Source organism: Glaciimonas sp. OK215, from assembly GCF_057787885.1.
Genome location: NZ_CM173544.1, coordinates 625,180 through 640,226, shown reverse-complemented (window position 1 = coordinate 640,226; position 15,047 = coordinate 625,180). Strand labels below are relative to the sequence as shown.

Annotated in this window: 14 protein-coding genes; 12 read left to right on the top strand and 2 right to left on the bottom strand. The window is 57.3% G+C overall.

The window, feature by feature from the left end:
* The first annotated feature begins 78 nt into the window (after positions 1 to 78).
* A complete protein-coding gene (locus AC3CHX_RS02940; protein ID WP_488642616.1) occupies positions 79 to 183 on the top strand; it encodes a group II intron maturase-specific domain-containing protein in 105 nt (34 codons plus the stop codon).
* A gap of 34 nt (positions 184 to 217) precedes the next feature.
* Here the strand turns inward: AC3CHX_RS02940 and AC3CHX_RS02935 are convergent, their stop codons facing one another.
* Positions 218 to 1,150 (bottom strand): IS5 family transposase, encoded by a 933-nt coding sequence (locus AC3CHX_RS02935; RefSeq protein ID WP_488642615.1) that lies wholly within the window; start codon positions 1,148 to 1,150, stop codon positions 218 to 220.
* Between the two features lie 256 nt (positions 1,151 to 1,406).
* On the opposite strand from AC3CHX_RS02935, the gene AC3CHX_RS02930 reads away from it, so the two are divergent.
* The 10 genes from AC3CHX_RS02930 to AC3CHX_RS02885 all read left to right on the top strand — a co-directional run bounded on the left by AC3CHX_RS02930 (position 1,407) and on the right by AC3CHX_RS02885 (position 11,447).
* On the top strand, positions 1,407 to 3,581 hold the full coding sequence (locus AC3CHX_RS02930) for a TonB-dependent receptor (RefSeq protein WP_488642614.1): 2,175 nt from the start codon (positions 1,407 to 1,409) through the stop codon (positions 3,579 to 3,581).
* A 55-nt stretch (positions 3,582 to 3,636) separates the two neighbouring features.
* Positions 3,637 to 4,305, top strand: a complete 669-nt coding sequence (locus tag AC3CHX_RS02925) for a MotA/TolQ/ExbB proton channel family protein (RefSeq protein ID WP_488642613.1) — start codon at positions 3,637 to 3,639, stop codon at positions 4,303 to 4,305.
* 1 nt (position 4,306) lies between these two features.
* Complete coding sequence (locus tag AC3CHX_RS02920; RefSeq protein WP_488642612.1) at positions 4,307 to 4,705, top strand: ExbD/TolR family protein; 399 nt, start codon at positions 4,307 to 4,309, stop codon at positions 4,703 to 4,705.
* Positions 4,706 to 4,712: 7 nt separating this feature from the next.
* Positions 4,713 to 5,381 carry a TonB family protein gene (locus AC3CHX_RS02915; protein WP_488642611.1) on the top strand — a complete coding sequence of 223 codons (669 nt, stop codon included), beginning with the start codon at positions 4,713 to 4,715 and terminating at the stop codon, positions 5,379 to 5,381.
* 16 nt (positions 5,382 to 5,397) lie between these two features.
* Positions 5,398 to 6,828 (top strand): metallophosphoesterase family protein, encoded by a 1,431-nt coding sequence (locus tag AC3CHX_RS02910; protein ID WP_488642610.1) that lies wholly within the window; start codon positions 5,398 to 5,400, stop codon positions 6,826 to 6,828.
* A 62-nt stretch (positions 6,829 to 6,890) separates the two neighbouring features.
* On the top strand, positions 6,891 to 7,622 hold the full coding sequence (locus tag AC3CHX_RS02905; protein WP_488642609.1) for an acid phosphatase: 732 nt from the start codon (positions 6,891 to 6,893) through the stop codon (positions 7,620 to 7,622).
* 76 nt (positions 7,623 to 7,698) lie between these two features.
* Positions 7,699 to 8,760 (top strand): YncE family protein, encoded by a 1,062-nt coding sequence (locus tag AC3CHX_RS02900; protein ID WP_488642608.1) that lies wholly within the window; start codon positions 7,699 to 7,701, stop codon positions 8,758 to 8,760.
* 19 nt (positions 8,761 to 8,779) lie between these two features.
* Positions 8,780 to 9,367, top strand: coding sequence for a thiamine phosphate synthase (locus tag AC3CHX_RS02895; RefSeq protein ID WP_488642607.1), 588 nt, complete (start codon positions 8,780 to 8,782; stop codon positions 9,365 to 9,367).
* A 147-nt stretch (positions 9,368 to 9,514) separates the two neighbouring features.
* Positions 9,515 to 9,946: an EamA family transporter gene (locus AC3CHX_RS02890; protein WP_488642606.1), complete on the top strand. Its 432-nt coding sequence runs from the start codon at positions 9,515 to 9,517 to the stop codon at positions 9,944 to 9,946.
* Between the two features lie 136 nt (positions 9,947 to 10,082).
* On the top strand, positions 10,083 to 11,447 hold the full coding sequence (locus AC3CHX_RS02885; protein ID WP_488642605.1) for an MgtC/SapB family protein: 1,365 nt from the start codon (positions 10,083 to 10,085) through the stop codon (positions 11,445 to 11,447).
* Between the two features lie 24 nt (positions 11,448 to 11,471).
* Here AC3CHX_RS02885 and pabB read toward each other — a convergent pair whose 3' ends face one another.
* Entirely contained in the window at positions 11,472 to 13,388 is a 1,917-nt protein-coding gene (gene pabB / locus AC3CHX_RS02880; protein ID WP_488642604.1) for an aminodeoxychorismate synthase component I, read from the bottom strand.
* A 204-nt stretch (positions 13,389 to 13,592) separates the two neighbouring features.
* Between pabB and AC3CHX_RS02875 the strand changes: the two genes are divergently transcribed.
* The gene (locus tag AC3CHX_RS02875; protein ID WP_488642603.1) at positions 13,593 to 14,984 is read left to right on the top strand and encodes an MFS transporter; all 1,392 of its coding nucleotides are present in this window, start codon (positions 13,593 to 13,595) and stop codon (positions 14,982 to 14,984) included.
* Positions 14,985 to 15,047 lie beyond the last annotated feature (63 nt).

Sequence of the window (15,047 nt, the reverse complement as noted above, 5' to 3'; positions counted from 1 at the left end):
CCTGCATTGATTAAACGTAAGCCCTAAACTCGCCCGAGCGTGACTCGCCAAGTCGTAAGGCGTTAGCGGCTACACTGTTTGCAAACCATCAATCTGTCACAAGTCGCTCGGCAAATCAATTCTGTGGTTTGCGGTTGGCGGACCTACTATCGACGACTCCGTAGGGCTTTGTTGCGCAAATAGATTGCTGAGCGCAATAGCCCCATACCCCAGAAAATCAGGACACAAGAACGGTGTCAGGTGTCCCTAATTGGGTGAAGCGATTAAGGATTGCGACGCGTACTTGCAACTCTGCCACCTGACGATCAAAGTCTCTCGCCATGACGCGTTCGCCTAACAGTTTGAAGCATCGCATCTTGGTTTCAACCAGACTACGGCGGTGATAGCCGCTCCATTTCTTCCACAGCGTCCTGCCTAAATAACGGGTTGTACGCAAGGTTTCATTGCGTGCTGTATCGCCCGCCGTAGTCTCTTTCCAATACTGTGCATTTTTACGCGTGGGTATCACTGCAGCTGCACCGCGTGCCGCAATTGCGTCATGACAGCCTTTGGTGTCGTACGCACCGTCACCGCTGACGGCGATGATGGGTTCTGCTGCGGGAATTTGATCGAGTAGCGCAGGCAACATGGGTGCGTCACCGATGCTGTTATCCGTAATTTCTATCGCACGGATTTCCATCGTTTGAGCATCAATCCCTAGGTGGACTTTACGCCATTGTCGTCTATATTCTGCACCATGCTTTTGGGTCTTCCATTCGCCTTCGCCTAGCATTTTTATGCCGGTGCTATCGACTAATAAATGCAATCCACCATCACTTCTGCGGCATGGGATGACCACCGTCAAATGCTTCTGTCGTCGACATAGCGTGCTGTAATCGGGCACTTGCCAATCTAATTTCGCTAACTGTAACAAGCTTTGCACAAAACCAATCGCTTGCCGCAACGCCAATCCAAATAAGCCTTTGATCGTCAGGCAAAATTGGATCGCCGCATCACTGAACTTCTGCACGCGGCCACGGCGGCCTTGGGCTTGCCCATCCCATTGCATGTTCTTGTCTAACCAGACGTGTAACGAACCCCGACTTTTTAACGCAGCGTTGTATTGTTTCCAGTTCGTCGTGCGGTATTTGGCGGGAGAGGGTTTTGTCATGACTTCAGTTTACGAGCATTTACTGTCTTTTCGCTAACTTACCGAAGATTTGTGCAACATAGCCTCCCTGCCCCCATTCCGACGCTGCGTTTTCTAGTTGCGCGCGCGATCGCCAATCGCCTTCCGCGATGCCCATGCTGTAACGTGACTCGCTAAAATTTTTGACACGGCACGACTAGCGATTGTGGCTGGAAACCAACGTCATGAAGAGGAAATATTTACTCAATAGCATGCATCCTTTCTAACAGGAGCCCTCATGAAAGTCCCTAGTCTCAAGCCGTGTGCTGTCAATGTTTTGCGTGCGCTAGCCGTGATGTGTATGGTGACGCCATACGTCGCCAAGGCTCAGCAAGCCACCGATCTTGGTGCCGTCAGCGCCGCCGATGGATCGGGCGCCACCAACCATGCAGCGAGCGTTCCTGCTGCCGCCAGGAACGCGCCTTCGCAGGGTTCGTTGACGGCGCGCTCGGCGCAATCCGAGGTCAGCGACGCTTTCATCCGCAACTATACTTCCCCAATCGCCGATTTCAGTCAGGTGATCCAAATGACGCCGGGCGTGTACAGTTTCAGCCCGAACGGTCCGGCCTTGGGCGATACAAAGACCTATTTCCGCGGTTTCCAGGATGGCGACTATTCCATCACTTTTGATGGCATCCCGTTTCAGGATACCAACAGTCCAACTCACCATTCCTGGGCATTTTTTCCTAGCCAGTTCATCGGCGGCGCGGTGGTTGATCGTAGCCCGGGTTCGGCAGCGACGATCGGCCCGGCCAATTTCGGCGGCTCCATCAACCTGTTGTCGCGCAACCTCGAACCAGGACAGCGCACTAGCGTGACCGGTTCGTATGGGACCTGGAACACCTCGCTGATCGGCGTTGAACATGAAACCGGACAGATCGGCACGGATGGGTCGTCCAACCTGCTGTTCAACGTCCATGAAATGAAGTCCGACGGCTACCAAACTTTCAACAAGCAGAAGCGCGACGCTGTCTCGCTTAAATACCAGTTCGCGATTACCGACAATACTGCACTGACCCTGTTCGGTTCTTACATCGATCTGCACTCCAACACGCCGAACACCAAAGGGCCGACGCGCGTCCAAGTGGCTCAGTTTGGCGACAACTACCTGATGAGCAACGATCCGAAGCAGGCTAACTATTACGGCTACAATTTTTACCACGTCACCTCAGATTTCGAATACCTTGGCCTGACGTCGAATCTGGGCAATGGCTGGAAGCTGGACGACAAGCTGTATACCTATGCGTACCACAACCAGCAGAACTATAACGGCACAACCATCACTACTACGAGTGCCACCGACAAGCTCAACGCTTATCGCACCTACGGCAACCTGTTGCGCCTGAGCCAGGAATCCGGCATGGGGACTTTCCGTACCGGATTGTGGTCGGAATATGCGGACACCAACCGCTACCAGATACCATCCGATCCGCGCACCTGGATCGATGCAGTGCTGCCCAATTTCCATGAAAAATTCAAAACAACGACCTTGCAGCCGTTTGCCGAATATGAATTCAATGTCACCAATGACCTGAAAATCACACCGGGCATCAAGTATGCGGCGTACCGGCAGGATTTCACGCAGTTCGCGGACAACGGCAAGACGGTCGGCAACCTCGGCGGCGCACCAAGTATCTCGCACGCAGCCACTTACAGCTCGACACTGCCTTCGCTGGATCTGCATTACAAGTTGCAGCCGAACTGGTCGGCTTACGCACAATACGCCGTCGGCGACGAAATTCCGCCAACCAACGTCTTCGACGTCAAAAATGCGAAGGTCACCGTCCTGCCTGCTTCGATCAAGACCAAGACTTTCCAGATCGGTACAGTGTGGAAATCCGACAAATTCACCCTGGATGTCGACGCTTACCACATCAAGTTCGATAATGCCTACTCGTCATCCACCGATATCAGCGGCAACACCACGTTCTTCGCCAACGGCACTTCAGTCAGTCAAGGCGTCGAAGCCGAAAGCAATATTATTTTGGGCGGTGGATTTAACCTGTACATCAACGGCACCTACGGCAGCGCGAAATATTCCAGCGGCCAATGGGTTGCCAGTGCCCCGAGCGACACAGAAACGCTGGGCCTGAGCTATGAACGGGGTGCCTGGAACATGGGGTGGTTCACCAAGCGCGTGGGCAAAACGTACAACGACAACGGCGCCACCCACCAGGCCGTCGCCATCGATCCGTTCACCTTGTCTAACCTGTTCGTCAACTATACGGTTAAGAATCCGGTCAGTTGGGCGAAGCAGGCCAAGATCCAGTTCGGCATCAACAATCTGTTCGACAAGCACAGCATCGTTGGTGTGACGCCGGCTACGACCACGACGTCGGTGCCGGCGCCGGGCGATCAATTGACGCTGCTGCCGGCCCGCAGCACTGCCTTGACCTTGACGATCGACTTCTGATCCTGTCGTCCGATTCATCGGGGCAGCCTGGCTGCTCCATTTTCCACTTCAAATCATGAACATTTCCCATTTACTTGAACTCGCCAATGACTCCGGCGGCACGTTGTACCTGATGCTGCTGCTGTTGCTGGTTGCCCTGACCGTCATCATCGAACGCACCCGCCACCTGTCCAACATGCAGCAAGGCGGCGAGCAGTTGATCGCAATGCTGAAAAAGGAAGGTGCGAATAACGTTTGGTCCGTGCCGGAAAAATTTTCACACCTGCCGCATGTCCGCCTGTTCGACGTCCTGCGGAAAGAACCGGCCAGCGCCGACCGCGACACGTTCGGCGGCCATCTGGAAGAAGCAATCATGCACGAGGTGCCGATCCTCGACCGCTCTCTATGGGTGCTCGATACCGTGATCACGCTGGCGCCGCTGCTAGGATTGTTTGGCACGATCATCGGCATGTTCAATGCGTTTCATGTACTGGGCGATGCCCAGAATGGCGCGGCGCAAGTTACCGGCGGGATTGCCGAAGCGCTGATTGCTACGGCTTCCGGCCTGTTTATCGCCATGATCGGACTGGTGTTCTTCAATGCCTTGCACACGCGCGTGCGGGTTGTTCTGCATCAGCTTGAGACAATCAAGATCATGCTGGTCAATCGTCACGATCGTCTGGAGTCGCCGCTGTCATTCGGCGTGCCCCATATTAAATCGATTTCCATTCCGGCGAGGGCCTGAGATGCGTTACCTCGAAACCCGGAAGGCCAGGATCGAAATCATTCCGATGATCGATATCATGCTGTTCTTGCTGGTCTTTTTCGCGATGTTGACGTTGCGTATGATTCCCACCTCGGGTCATGTGACCAAATTGCCGACCAGTTCGACCGCCGTCACGATGCCGCCGCCCAAGCTGCTGGTCGAAATTGCGGCGGACGGTGCGCTGCTGGTCGAAAACCGCCCTCTGACGCCGGCGCAACTGACGGCTTTGCTGCGTCAGCGCGACAGCAGCAAGACGGCAGTGACCATTGCCGGCAACCAGACCGCCTCGCTGCAACAGGTGATGGAAGTGATCGATGCAATCCGTAACGGCGGGGCGACCGAAATCGGCCTTGCCACGCGCAATGCCGCAGCCAGGTAGGAACATCATGTCTGCAAGTATCCGCCGTTTTCCGATGCAGGCGTTGGGCCTGGCAATCGTGGTCGAAGCCACGCTATTGGCTATCGTCTGCGCCATCCTGGTCGGCACGCCATTCAAACCCGCCTTGTCAGAACCTGTGCCGATCACTCTGTTGAATCAGGACGAGCGGCCACCTGAACCGCCCCCCGCTCCCAAGCCGCCGAAACCGAAATCGACACCGCAGCCTAAAGCCAAGGTCATTCCGACCAGGCCTCAGCCGCAAGTCCTGCCGCCGCCCAAGCAAGCGCCGACCCCGGTCACCCCGTTGCCGGTTGCGCAGGCGCCGACCACGTTTACCGAACCTGTGTCGCCTCCACCGCCCCCGCCGCCAACGCCGGCGGCTAGCGGCCGTGCCGATCCAAGTGCCGAATACGCGGCCAAGGTACGCGCTGCGGTGCAGGCTGCCGTCGCTTACCCAGCGGCCGCGGCCGCACTGCACTTTGCCGGCCGGGTACGTTTGGAGTTCCACTTGCGCGACACGCTCCCCTCTCAGGCACGGGTGGTAGTCAGCAGCGGCATCGGGATGATCGACCGGGCCGCGCTGCAGTCGGTACAGAGTGCGCAATATCCGGAGCCGCCGCCGGACATGCGCGGCAGCGACCGCTTGTATCAGGTCTGGGTCGAATTCACACGCTGATTTGAAGGAGTACGGCATGATTTGTTCATCTCTCGCCTCGTATTGGCGTTTGCTTGTTTTACTGGCGCCGGCTGCTGCCTTATTCGGATGCGCCTCGGTTGCAGGCGGATCGGGCAGCGCGGCGGACTTCGTCTCGTTCGTGGTACTGGGCGAGAACGGCGTGCCGGTTGCTCGCGTGCTGACGGTTGCCGCCCAGTGCCCGCCTATCCAGCTCGACGGGCATCGGCTACCAATGGATGTGCGGGCACAAGCCCAAATCATTCCGCAGCGGCCGACCCGCTCCGCGCCTGACGAGTCCAAGCCATCTTCCTTCCCGTTGCTTACTTGCGAAAAGATGATCCCGCTGCATACCGTAACGGCAACGGTCGAAGGCCGGTCGTTACCGCTGCCTCAAGCTGAAGCGAAACGGATCGTGGTCATTGGCGATACCGGTTGCCGTTTGAAAAAGAGCGATGGCGCTTTCCAGCCATGCAATGATGCGCGCCAGTATCCGTTTGCCAAAATTGCCGGCCTGGCGGCCAGCTGGAAGCCCGATCTGGTGGTGCACGTCGGTGATTATCTGTACCGGGAAAACGCCTGTCCGGAACACAACGCCGGTTGTGCCGGCAGTGCCTGGGGCTATGGATGGGAGGCATGGAAAGCGGATTTTTTCGAACCCGCGACAGCATTGCTGAAAGCCGCGCCGTGGATATTGGTGCGCGGTAACCACGAGTCCTGCGCACGCGGCGGTCAGGGCTGGTGGCGTTTTATCGATCCGCGTCCGTTGACGCCTGGCCGCGATTGCAATGATGCGGCCAATGACGACATGGGCGACTACAGCGATCCCTACGCAGTGCCGGTGGGCGGCGCTGCGCAGTTCATCGTCCTGGACACCTCGAATACTAGCGGCGGTCCGATTCCGCAAGGCGATATCCGGCAGGAAAAGTACCTCGACATGTACCGCAAGCTGGAGATCCTGTCGCAGCAGGCCGACTACAACATTGCGGTCAACCACCATCCGATTCTCGGTTTTGCGGCGAAACGGAATGCCGAAGGCGAAGTGTCCCTGTTGCCAGGCAATCGCGGGCTTCAGTCAGTCTTCGCTAAAGTCAATCCACTTATCCTGCCGCCACGTGTGAATGCCCTGATGTCAGGCCACGTGCACGTTTGGCAGGAGGTGAGCTTTTCCAGCCCCCATCCGACCCAGTTCGTGGCCGGCTTTTCGGGCACCCAGGAAGATGTGGTGCCACTGCCGGAAGTATTGCCGCCTGGTGCCACACCGGCGCCGGGTGCGGTGGTGGAACACTTGAGTTCATGGGTCAACGGCTTTGGCTTTATGACGATGGAGCGTGACGGCCCCAACCATTGGGACGTCAAGGTGTGGAACACATCCGGTCAACAGGTGAATAGCTGTCGCATCGACGGCAGCAAATCGGTTTGCGAGCTGGCACAGGTGAAGCAACCCTAGAAACGGCAGCAGGTTTTTCTTACGCGTTTTTCTTTTATTCAATTCATTCCAAGGTGGTTGTCATGCGCAAATTATCTGCATCTTTGTTTTTCTTTTTCGTCACTGCCGCCAGCATCGCCAGCCTCCCCGCATGCGCAACGGAAGCACAGCCGTTCATCTCTGCAAGGGACATCGATTTGATCAAGCTTTTGCCGCCGCCCCCGGCGAACGAGTCGGCGCAGACCAGGGCGGAGCTTGGCGAGGTGTTGACGCTGCAAGTCACGCGTACACCGGAAATGGTGGCACGTGCTCAAGCAGATGCAGTAGAAAATATCTGGCGCTTCAGCGATGTCCTGGGACCGAAATTCGTCGCCGGCAGATTGCCAAAATTTTCCGCATTTTTTGCACGGGTCGTGAGTTCAGAAGGCGCCGTGGTCGATCCGTCCAAAGATTTCTGGCAACGTCCACGTCCGTATCAATATAGCGACCTGGTAAAGCCGGTGGTCAAAATGACTGCATCGGGCGCCTATCCCTCCGGGCATGCGACAGCTGGTACATTAATGGGTATCGTCCTGTCGAACATGGTCCCCGAAAAGCGGATCGAGATTATGGCGCGCGCTCACGAGTATGCGAATAATCGCATCGTCGGTGGCGTGCATTATCGTTCAGACATTGAGGCCGGGCGTATTGTCGGAACAGTGATCGCAGCGAGCCTGATGACACGCGCTGACTTCAAAGTCGACTTTGAGTCCGCGCGGACTGAACTGCGCAAGGAGCTGGGGCTGGGCGCGGAACCGGCCAGCAGCAATAAGTGAGGTCGAGAGGCGCATGGCGTAGTGCCAATCGATAATCCAGGAATTTTTTACCCATGCATTGAAAAGGAATGTCAGCATGCTTCTTCGTTCGCCGCGTAACATGCGAATTGCGTCTTCGTTCGCCGTCGCCGCCATTACTGCATTTATTCTGTGCTGCCCGGTTACCTCCCACGCAGAGGATACCGCTTACCACATCATTGACAAGCAGCACCTGGATGGCGACGTCAAATGGGATTATCTGATCGTGGATGCCGAGCACCGGCATTTGTTCATTACGCACGGTGACCGGGTCGATGTATTCGATGTCGACAAGAAGCAGATTGTAGGAGCAATCCCGAATACGCCTGGCGTGCATGGCGTCGCGCTGGCCGCCGATCTCGATCGTGGATTCACCAGTAACGGCAAAGACAATTCCGTGACCATATTTGCGCTGTCAACGCTCAAGGTTATCGGCAACGTGCCTGCTGAAAAGAAACCCGATGGCATCGTGTATGACCCAGCGAGCAAGCGCGTGTTCGCGGCCAACGGCGGGTCCGGCAGCCTGACGCCAATCGATGCGGCGGGCGGCAAGGCGCTGGCCGCGATACCGCTCGGCGGCAAGCCGGAGTTTGTCGCGGTTGACGGAAAAGGGCGCTTGTTTGTCAATCTGGAAGACAAGAACCAACTGGTTGTCGTGGATACCAAAAAGCTGGTGATCACGCATCGCTACGACTTGTCTGCCAGTTGCGATGAGCCGGCGGGTCTTTCCATCGATCCAGCCACACAGCGGCTATTCGTTGGCTGCCACAATCAAAAAATGGCAATCGTCGATGCCAATACCGGGAAAATACTGGATGCGCCGCCTATCGGTCGCGGCAGCGATGCAACGGCTTATGATGCGGCGGCCAGGTTGGCCTTCAGTTCGAACGGCGACGGCACGCTCAACGTGATTAGCGCACTCGACGCCACCCATTACCAACTCAAGCAAACCGTCAACACCGTGCCTGGCGCGAGGACCCTGGCGATCGATCCGGTTTCACACAAGGTGTACCTGGCCGCCGCCGAAGCCGAACCTGCCGAAGCCGCCACGCAACAGAAACCGGCGCCACGCTTGCGTTTGAAGCCTGGCACGTTGACGCTGATCACCGTTTCACCGTGAACTCGAAAGAAGCCCGGACATGAATACACGACAACAATCACTTTCCCCTCTGTATTTGGTGACGCCCGAGCCTGAAGATAAAAATCGACTTGAAGAGTTTATCCATCAACTGGAAAAATCGCTCATCACGGGGATTCGCCTGGTCCAACTCCGTGCGAAAACACTCGAACCGGCGGTCTACAAAAAACTGTCCGTCGAAGTTTTGGCTTGCTGCCGGCAACATGGTGCAATCCTGTTGCTCAATGCGGATCCGGAACTCGTCAATGAGATCGACGCGCATGGGGTTCATCTGGACGGTACCCGCCTGGCTGCTTTTCAACATCGGCCACTTGATCCCGACAAGCTGGTCTCCGCGGCTTGTCATACGCTGCAACAGTTAAAGAAAGCCGAAACGCTTGGCGCAGATTTCGCAACTTTATCGCCAGTACTCGCCACCGCGAGCCATCCGGAAGCACAGCCTTTGGGATGGGAGGTTTTTGCAGACATGGCTGCACGCACAACTCTTCCTGTTTATGCATTAGGTGGGATGACCCGTCAATTGCTGACATGTGCGCAAAAAAATGGTGCTTATGGCGTTGCGGGCATCCGCTCGTTCTGGTGTGCATAAATGCCTCCTCCCTTACCTATTTCCTGGACGTTCGTGGCGCCGGCCATGTCCAAGCGGGAATAGCAGGTGGTTTCGCCATCAGTTTGCCCGAGCCGTGTAGATGTGAGAAAGTGGCGTCCATCGTCATTTTCCACAGGAGAATCAAACATGAATCTACGCCCCGGCTGGGAACTGTTTGCCCTTGGCTCTGCATTTTTTGCAGGTCTGACGGCGATCTTTGGCAAGTTCGGCGTGGTCGGCATCAATTCGAATTTTGCTACGTTTATTCGTACCGTCATCATCCTGGGCGTGATTGCCGGTATCGTCACCTTGCGCCACGAATGGCAAAAGCCGGCGCTGATCGGCGCCTCCAACTGGCTGTTCCTGATACTCTCGGCAATCGCCACCGGCCTGTCCTGGCTTTGCTATTACCACGCCCTGCAAATCGGCCCCGTTTCGAAAGTCGCTCCGATCGACAAACTGAGCGTCGCCTTCGCGATTGTGTTGGGATTATTGTTCGCCGGTGAGCCGCTGACTTGGCCGGTAGCCATTGGCGGGTCGCTGATTGTGGCGGGATCGGTCGTGATCATTGCGTTCTAGGCCCGGTTCAGTGCATCAATGTGAAGACGCAAAACCAGACGGTTGATCGTTGCAGTTGCTTTTGAAGGGCCATTCATTTGAGCGCATTTACCGCGTTCGGTTTATAGTTTCCCCAACAGCAACAACATCACGCACCATGACCGCCATCGATCCGAATACCCTCAACATCGCCGCGCAACCACTCATCCAGATCGGCATGTCCCTGCCGGAAGTGAAATGGCCATACGTGGTCAGCCTGACCCGCCTGGGCCTGGCGCTGGCGCTAGGGCTGCTGATTGGACTGGAGCGCGAACGACGCGGCAAGGAAGCTGGCCTGCGAACCTTCGGACTGATCGCATTGCTGGGCGGCATGGGCGGCATCCTGGGCGACACTTATGCCTATCTGATTTTGTTCATGACCGGCGGCCTGACGGTATTTTTAAACCTGCAACGGCTGCGCACACATGTCAGCACCGAACTGACCACTTCGGCAGCAATGCTGATCACCTGCGTCATCGGCATCCTGTGCGGCAAAGGCCACACTGCGACCCCGGCCTCAGTGATGGTAATCGTCACCGCACTGCTGGCCTGGAAAGATCGCCTGGCGGGCTTCAGCGTTGGCCTGACCGAGGCCGAAATGCGCTCGGCGCTGATGCTGGCGATTCTGGCTATTGTGATTTATCCCGCCTTGCCGCCCGGCGCCATCGGTCCATGGCATCTGATTGAGCCGCGCGCTGCGTGGGTCACGGTGATTCTGATTGCCGGCATCGGCTTCGTCAACTACGTCCTCTGGAAAATCTACGGCACGCGTGGTATCGCGCTGGCCGGATTTTTGGGTGGGCTGGTCAACAGCAGCGTCACCGTCAATGAGATGGCGTCGCGTGCCAAAGACAATCGGCCGGACACCGTGAGCGCTGCCTATCGCGGCATTCTGCTGGCTACCGCAGCGATGACGATACGCAACGCCAGCCTGTTATTCATTCTTGCTCCTGAAGCGGCATTAACGGCCGCGGTGCCGTTCGTTTTGATGTTGCTGGTCAACGCCGGCTGGTTTTTCATGGACCGCAATGCGATGCGCACCAGCGATGACAGCCAGGCCGAACCGGGCGATTTGCCGCTACCGTTTTCAATGACCGCAGCGCTGAAATACGGGTTGCTGTTTCTGATCCTGCACATCGCCGGCGTGCTGACCCAGGATACCTTTGGCGAACTTGGCATTTATGCCGTCAGCCTGATTGGCGGGGTCGTCTCAAGTGCCAGTGCGGTGGCGGCAGCTGCCAGCTTGCTGAGCAACAATGCGGTGTCGGCACACGTGGTCGCCACCGGTGCTGTCATCGCGTCGTTGGCTAGCGTGCTGATCAATCTTCCGCTGGTACTGCGCGCCCGGAATCGTGGCTTGACAGTGCGGCTGTCACTGGCGATGCTGTCGATCTCGGTGGCCGGGATTGCCGGCGCGCTGGCATCGGCACGCGTGATACCGCTGCTGATCAAGGAGTTTCCGCTACTGGCGCAGTTCTATTGAGAGGCCTGACGGACCGTATCGAATTCACCATGCGATCTCCGCAGCCAAGGTGCCGCGCAGCGCGTTGCACAGCATGATCTGTTCGGCGGCCTGCAGATCGTCACGCGTCAGTCTTCGTTCCGATGCATTCCACTCCGGATCAGCGAGGACCACGCTACGCATCACGCCAGGCAGCAAACCGCAAGCCAGCGGCGGCGTGTACCAGCGCCCGCCAAGTTTGACAAACACATTGCTGCGGCCACCTTCGGTCAACTCGCCGGCCTGATTAAAAAACAGCATGTCGAAGGCACCCTGCTGCTCGGCGCATTTCCAGGCCTGATCGTAGCGGCTGCGCAGGGTGGTTTTGTGACGCAAAAACAGATCGTGCTGTTGCATCGGCGTACTGGCAATCAACACCTTCACGGGCAGATCAAGAGGAAGCAGCTGCGCACTCGCCACGGCATAAGTGCCATCCGCCGACAACCTCAGGCGCAGCCGGTACGCCGCGCTATCGGGGAAGCGGGAACAATGTTCACGCAATCCGGCTCGCAATCCGGCTTCATCCAGCGCAAATCCGAAATACGCAGCAGATGCGCGCAAGCGCTGCAGATGCAAATCCAGATGACGGCAGCCGTCTGCCCTGCTCGCATGCATGGTTTCAAACAGGGAAAAATCGCCGCGCAGACCGGTCAGGAATTGCGCTTTCAATGCGCATTCAGCGTACTCATCCGACGCCACGCTATCGTGCACAATACCGGCGCCGACGCCCATCTCGCCGTGCCGCACACCATCATTATTTTCGGCTTCCAGCAATAAAGTGCGAATCGGTACCGACAAACAGAAATCCCCGATCTGACGCTCTCCCGCAGGCGCGTCGAACCATCCAATCGCACCGGTATACAAGCGCCGCGGCGCCGCCTCCAGCTCAGCGATGATTTGCATGGTCCGCAGTTTCGGCGCTCCCGTAATCGAACCGCATGGATACAGTGCCAGCATCAACTCGGTCAGGCCGACATTGCTGCGCAGTTGCGCCTGCACCGTTGAGGTCATTTGCAACACCGTGTTGTAACGGCTGACTTCAAACAGCCTTGGCACCCGCACCGACCCGGATTGCGCCACCCGCCCCAAATCATTGCGCAACAGATCAACTATCATCAGATTTTCCGCGCGATTTTTGGGATCGGCTGCCAAGGCCAGCGCCGTCTGCTGATTCTGTGCCGCATCGGCGCTGGCGGCCGCAGTACCTTTCATCGGTCGTGCCGTCAGTACGCCCTGCTCATGCCGCACAAATAATTCCGGCGACAACGACAAGACGGCACGACCGTCAGGCAACGCTATCAGTGCCCCGTAAGGCACCGGCTGGCGCTCGCGCAATTGTCGATACAGTGCCAGCGGACTACCGTAAGCATCGAAATGCAAGCGGTAAGTGTAATTCACCTGATAGGTGTCGCCCGCTTCGATATACGCGTGGATGCGGGCAATGGCGGCGTCAAATTCAGCGCGATCGATGTTGGCGCGCACATTGGCGATGCCGGACACCTGCGCGCTGTCGGAACCGGTATCGATCTCGCCATCCGCACGCTGTTGCAACCAGTCGTCGACCTCTGCGGCGGTCAATTTGCGGCAGTCTGCAAATAGCAGCACTTCTGCCAGCGGCGCATCTGCCGGCGCCAATTCGGTAGAAAGCGACGCCATGCCGTGCAGCGCGCTGCCCAGTTCGTAACTGAAAAGCGTCACCACCTGCAAGCCGTCCCGCAATGCCTGTTGCATCTGCGCCAGCAACTGCGGTAACTGCGCGGCAGTGTGGCAGCAGAGCGCACTCTGGTAGCCAGTGTACAAACGGGAGGCGGCGACAGTCTGATCCGCGCTCCGATCGTCGAGCAAGGCATAACACTCTGCGTATGGCTGCGCGTTGCCGCCGGGTACATTTGGAATTGCGTCGGAATTGTGGCCTGAAGACATATCTGATGCTGATTGAGGCGTTGTGGCCATATTTTTACCAAAGCGGCGCTCACACGGCGTGGTGTGAAACGAGAAAATACTAACAAGCGAGTATGCTACCTGATCAGCGAAGGATGCGCCCAAACGGTATACTAGCCAGCTTTTGCGACAGTCTCTGCGGCAGCTTCGATTGCAGCAGAGACTGTCGTCTGCGCACCTTCCCTCATGGCAATCTCACGCGTTTTTCTTACCCCTCTGATTGTCGCCTGTGCTCTCTTCATGGAGAACATGGATGCGACCGTCATTGCCACTTCATTGCCGGCCATGGCGCGCGACATGGGCGAAAGTCCGATTGCGCTGAAACTGGCGATGACCTCGTATCTGGTCAGTCTGGCGGTGTTCATCCCGATCAGCGGCTGGATGGCAGACCGTTTCGGCGCGCGCACCGTTTTTCGCAGCGCCATAGGCGTGTTCATGTTCGGCTCTATCCTGTGCGGCATGTCGCACACGCTGGCCGAATTTGTCGCCGCCCGTTTTTTCCAGGGCCTGGGTGGCGCCATGATGGTCCCGGTCGGACGTCTGGTGATCTTGCGCACGGTCACCAAGGCCGACCTGGTAAAAGCCCTCAGCTACCTGACGATTCCAGCATTGCTGGGGCCGGTGATCGGACCGCCGCTGGGCGGCTTCATCACCACTTATTTTCACTGGCGCTGGATATTTTTCATCAATATCCCCATCAGCATACTCGGCATCTACCTTGCCAACCGGTATATTCAAAACCTGCGCGAAGACCGCGCCGTACCACTCGACTGGATCGGCTTTGTGCTGTCAGCGGTCGGTTGCTCCTGCCTGATGTTTGGCCTGGCCAGCGCCGGACGCCACCTGGTCAATAGCGACGTCTCGCTGATCTGCCTGGCTATCGGCGCAAGCGCGTTGCTGGCCTACGTCTGGCATGCGTTCCACTGCGAACATCCGCTGCTGAATCTGCGCCTGTTATCGATTCCCACGCTGCGCATGAATATCTTTGGCGGTTCGCTGTTCCGGATTGGCGTCGGCGCCTTACCGTTCTTGCTGCCGCTGTTGTTCCAGCTTGGCTTCGGGATGTCGCCGTTTCAATCCGGTTTGCTCACCTGCGCATCGTCGATCGGCGCCATATTTGTCAAGACCATCACCAGTGTCGTTCTAAAACGCTTTGGATTCCGCTCGGTGCTGATCTATAACACCATGTTCGGTGCTGCATCGATGGCCGCATTCGGTGCGCTCACTGCGGATAGCCCGCATGCCATAGTGGCGGCGTTACTGCTGCTAGGCGGCTGCGTCCGCTCGATGCAGTTCACCAGCCTGAACGCCATCGCCTATGCCGATATCGACCCCCGACAAATGAGCCAGGCTACCAGCCTGACCAGCGTCGCCCAGCAACTGGCCATCGGCATGGGCGTCACGGTAGGCGGCTTCGCACTACAAATCTCAAACCAGCTTCAGGGCAATACCAGCATCGTCAGCGCCGACTTCTGGCCGGCATTTCTGACCATCGGCATCATCGCCATGAGTTCGCTGCCGTTCGCACTGAAACTGCGGCCGGATGCCGGTGAAGAAATGACAGGGCGTCGCAGTTAAGAAACCGGGGGCGGTAGCAGCAACAACGCTTAAACCTAGAAACGGTAGTTGGACCGGCATGAG

Bases quoted from the DNA above. Each gene is read 5' to 3' on its own strand.
- AC3CHX_RS02895 (WP_488642607.1), top strand. From the start codon at position 8,780: ATGAATACACGACAACAATCACTTTCCCCTCTGTATTTGGTGACGCCC.
- AC3CHX_RS02935 (WP_488642615.1), bottom strand. From the start codon at position 1,150: ATGACAAAACCCTCTCCCGCCAAATACCGCACGACGAACTGGAAACAA.
- AC3CHX_RS02890 (WP_488642606.1), top strand. From the start codon at position 9,515: ATGAATCTACGCCCCGGCTGGGAACTGTTTGCCCTTGGCTCTGCATTT.
- AC3CHX_RS02885 (WP_488642605.1), top strand. From the start codon at position 10,083: ATGACCGCCATCGATCCGAATACCCTCAACATCGCCGCGCAACCACTC.
- AC3CHX_RS02925 (WP_488642613.1), top strand. From the start codon at position 3,637: ATGAACATTTCCCATTTACTTGAACTCGCCAATGACTCCGGCGGCACG.
- AC3CHX_RS02875 (WP_488642603.1), top strand. From the start codon at position 13,593: ATGGCAATCTCACGCGTTTTTCTTACCCCTCTGATTGTCGCCTGTGCT.
- AC3CHX_RS02905 (WP_488642609.1), top strand. From the start codon at position 6,891: ATGCGCAAATTATCTGCATCTTTGTTTTTCTTTTTCGTCACTGCCGCC.
- AC3CHX_RS02920 (WP_488642612.1), top strand. From the start codon at position 4,307: ATGCGTTACCTCGAAACCCGGAAGGCCAGGATCGAAATCATTCCGATG.
- AC3CHX_RS02900 (WP_488642608.1), top strand. From the start codon at position 7,699: ATGCTTCTTCGTTCGCCGCGTAACATGCGAATTGCGTCTTCGTTCGCC.
- AC3CHX_RS02930 (WP_488642614.1), top strand. From the start codon at position 1,407: ATGAAAGTCCCTAGTCTCAAGCCGTGTGCTGTCAATGTTTTGCGTGCG.
- AC3CHX_RS02915 (WP_488642611.1), top strand. From the start codon at position 4,713: ATGTCTGCAAGTATCCGCCGTTTTCCGATGCAGGCGTTGGGCCTGGCA.
- pabB (WP_488642604.1), bottom strand. From the start codon at position 13,388: ATGTCTTCAGGCCACAATTCCGACGCAATTCCAAATGTACCCGGCGGC.
- AC3CHX_RS02910 (WP_488642610.1), top strand. From the start codon at position 5,398: ATGATTTGTTCATCTCTCGCCTCGTATTGGCGTTTGCTTGTTTTACTG.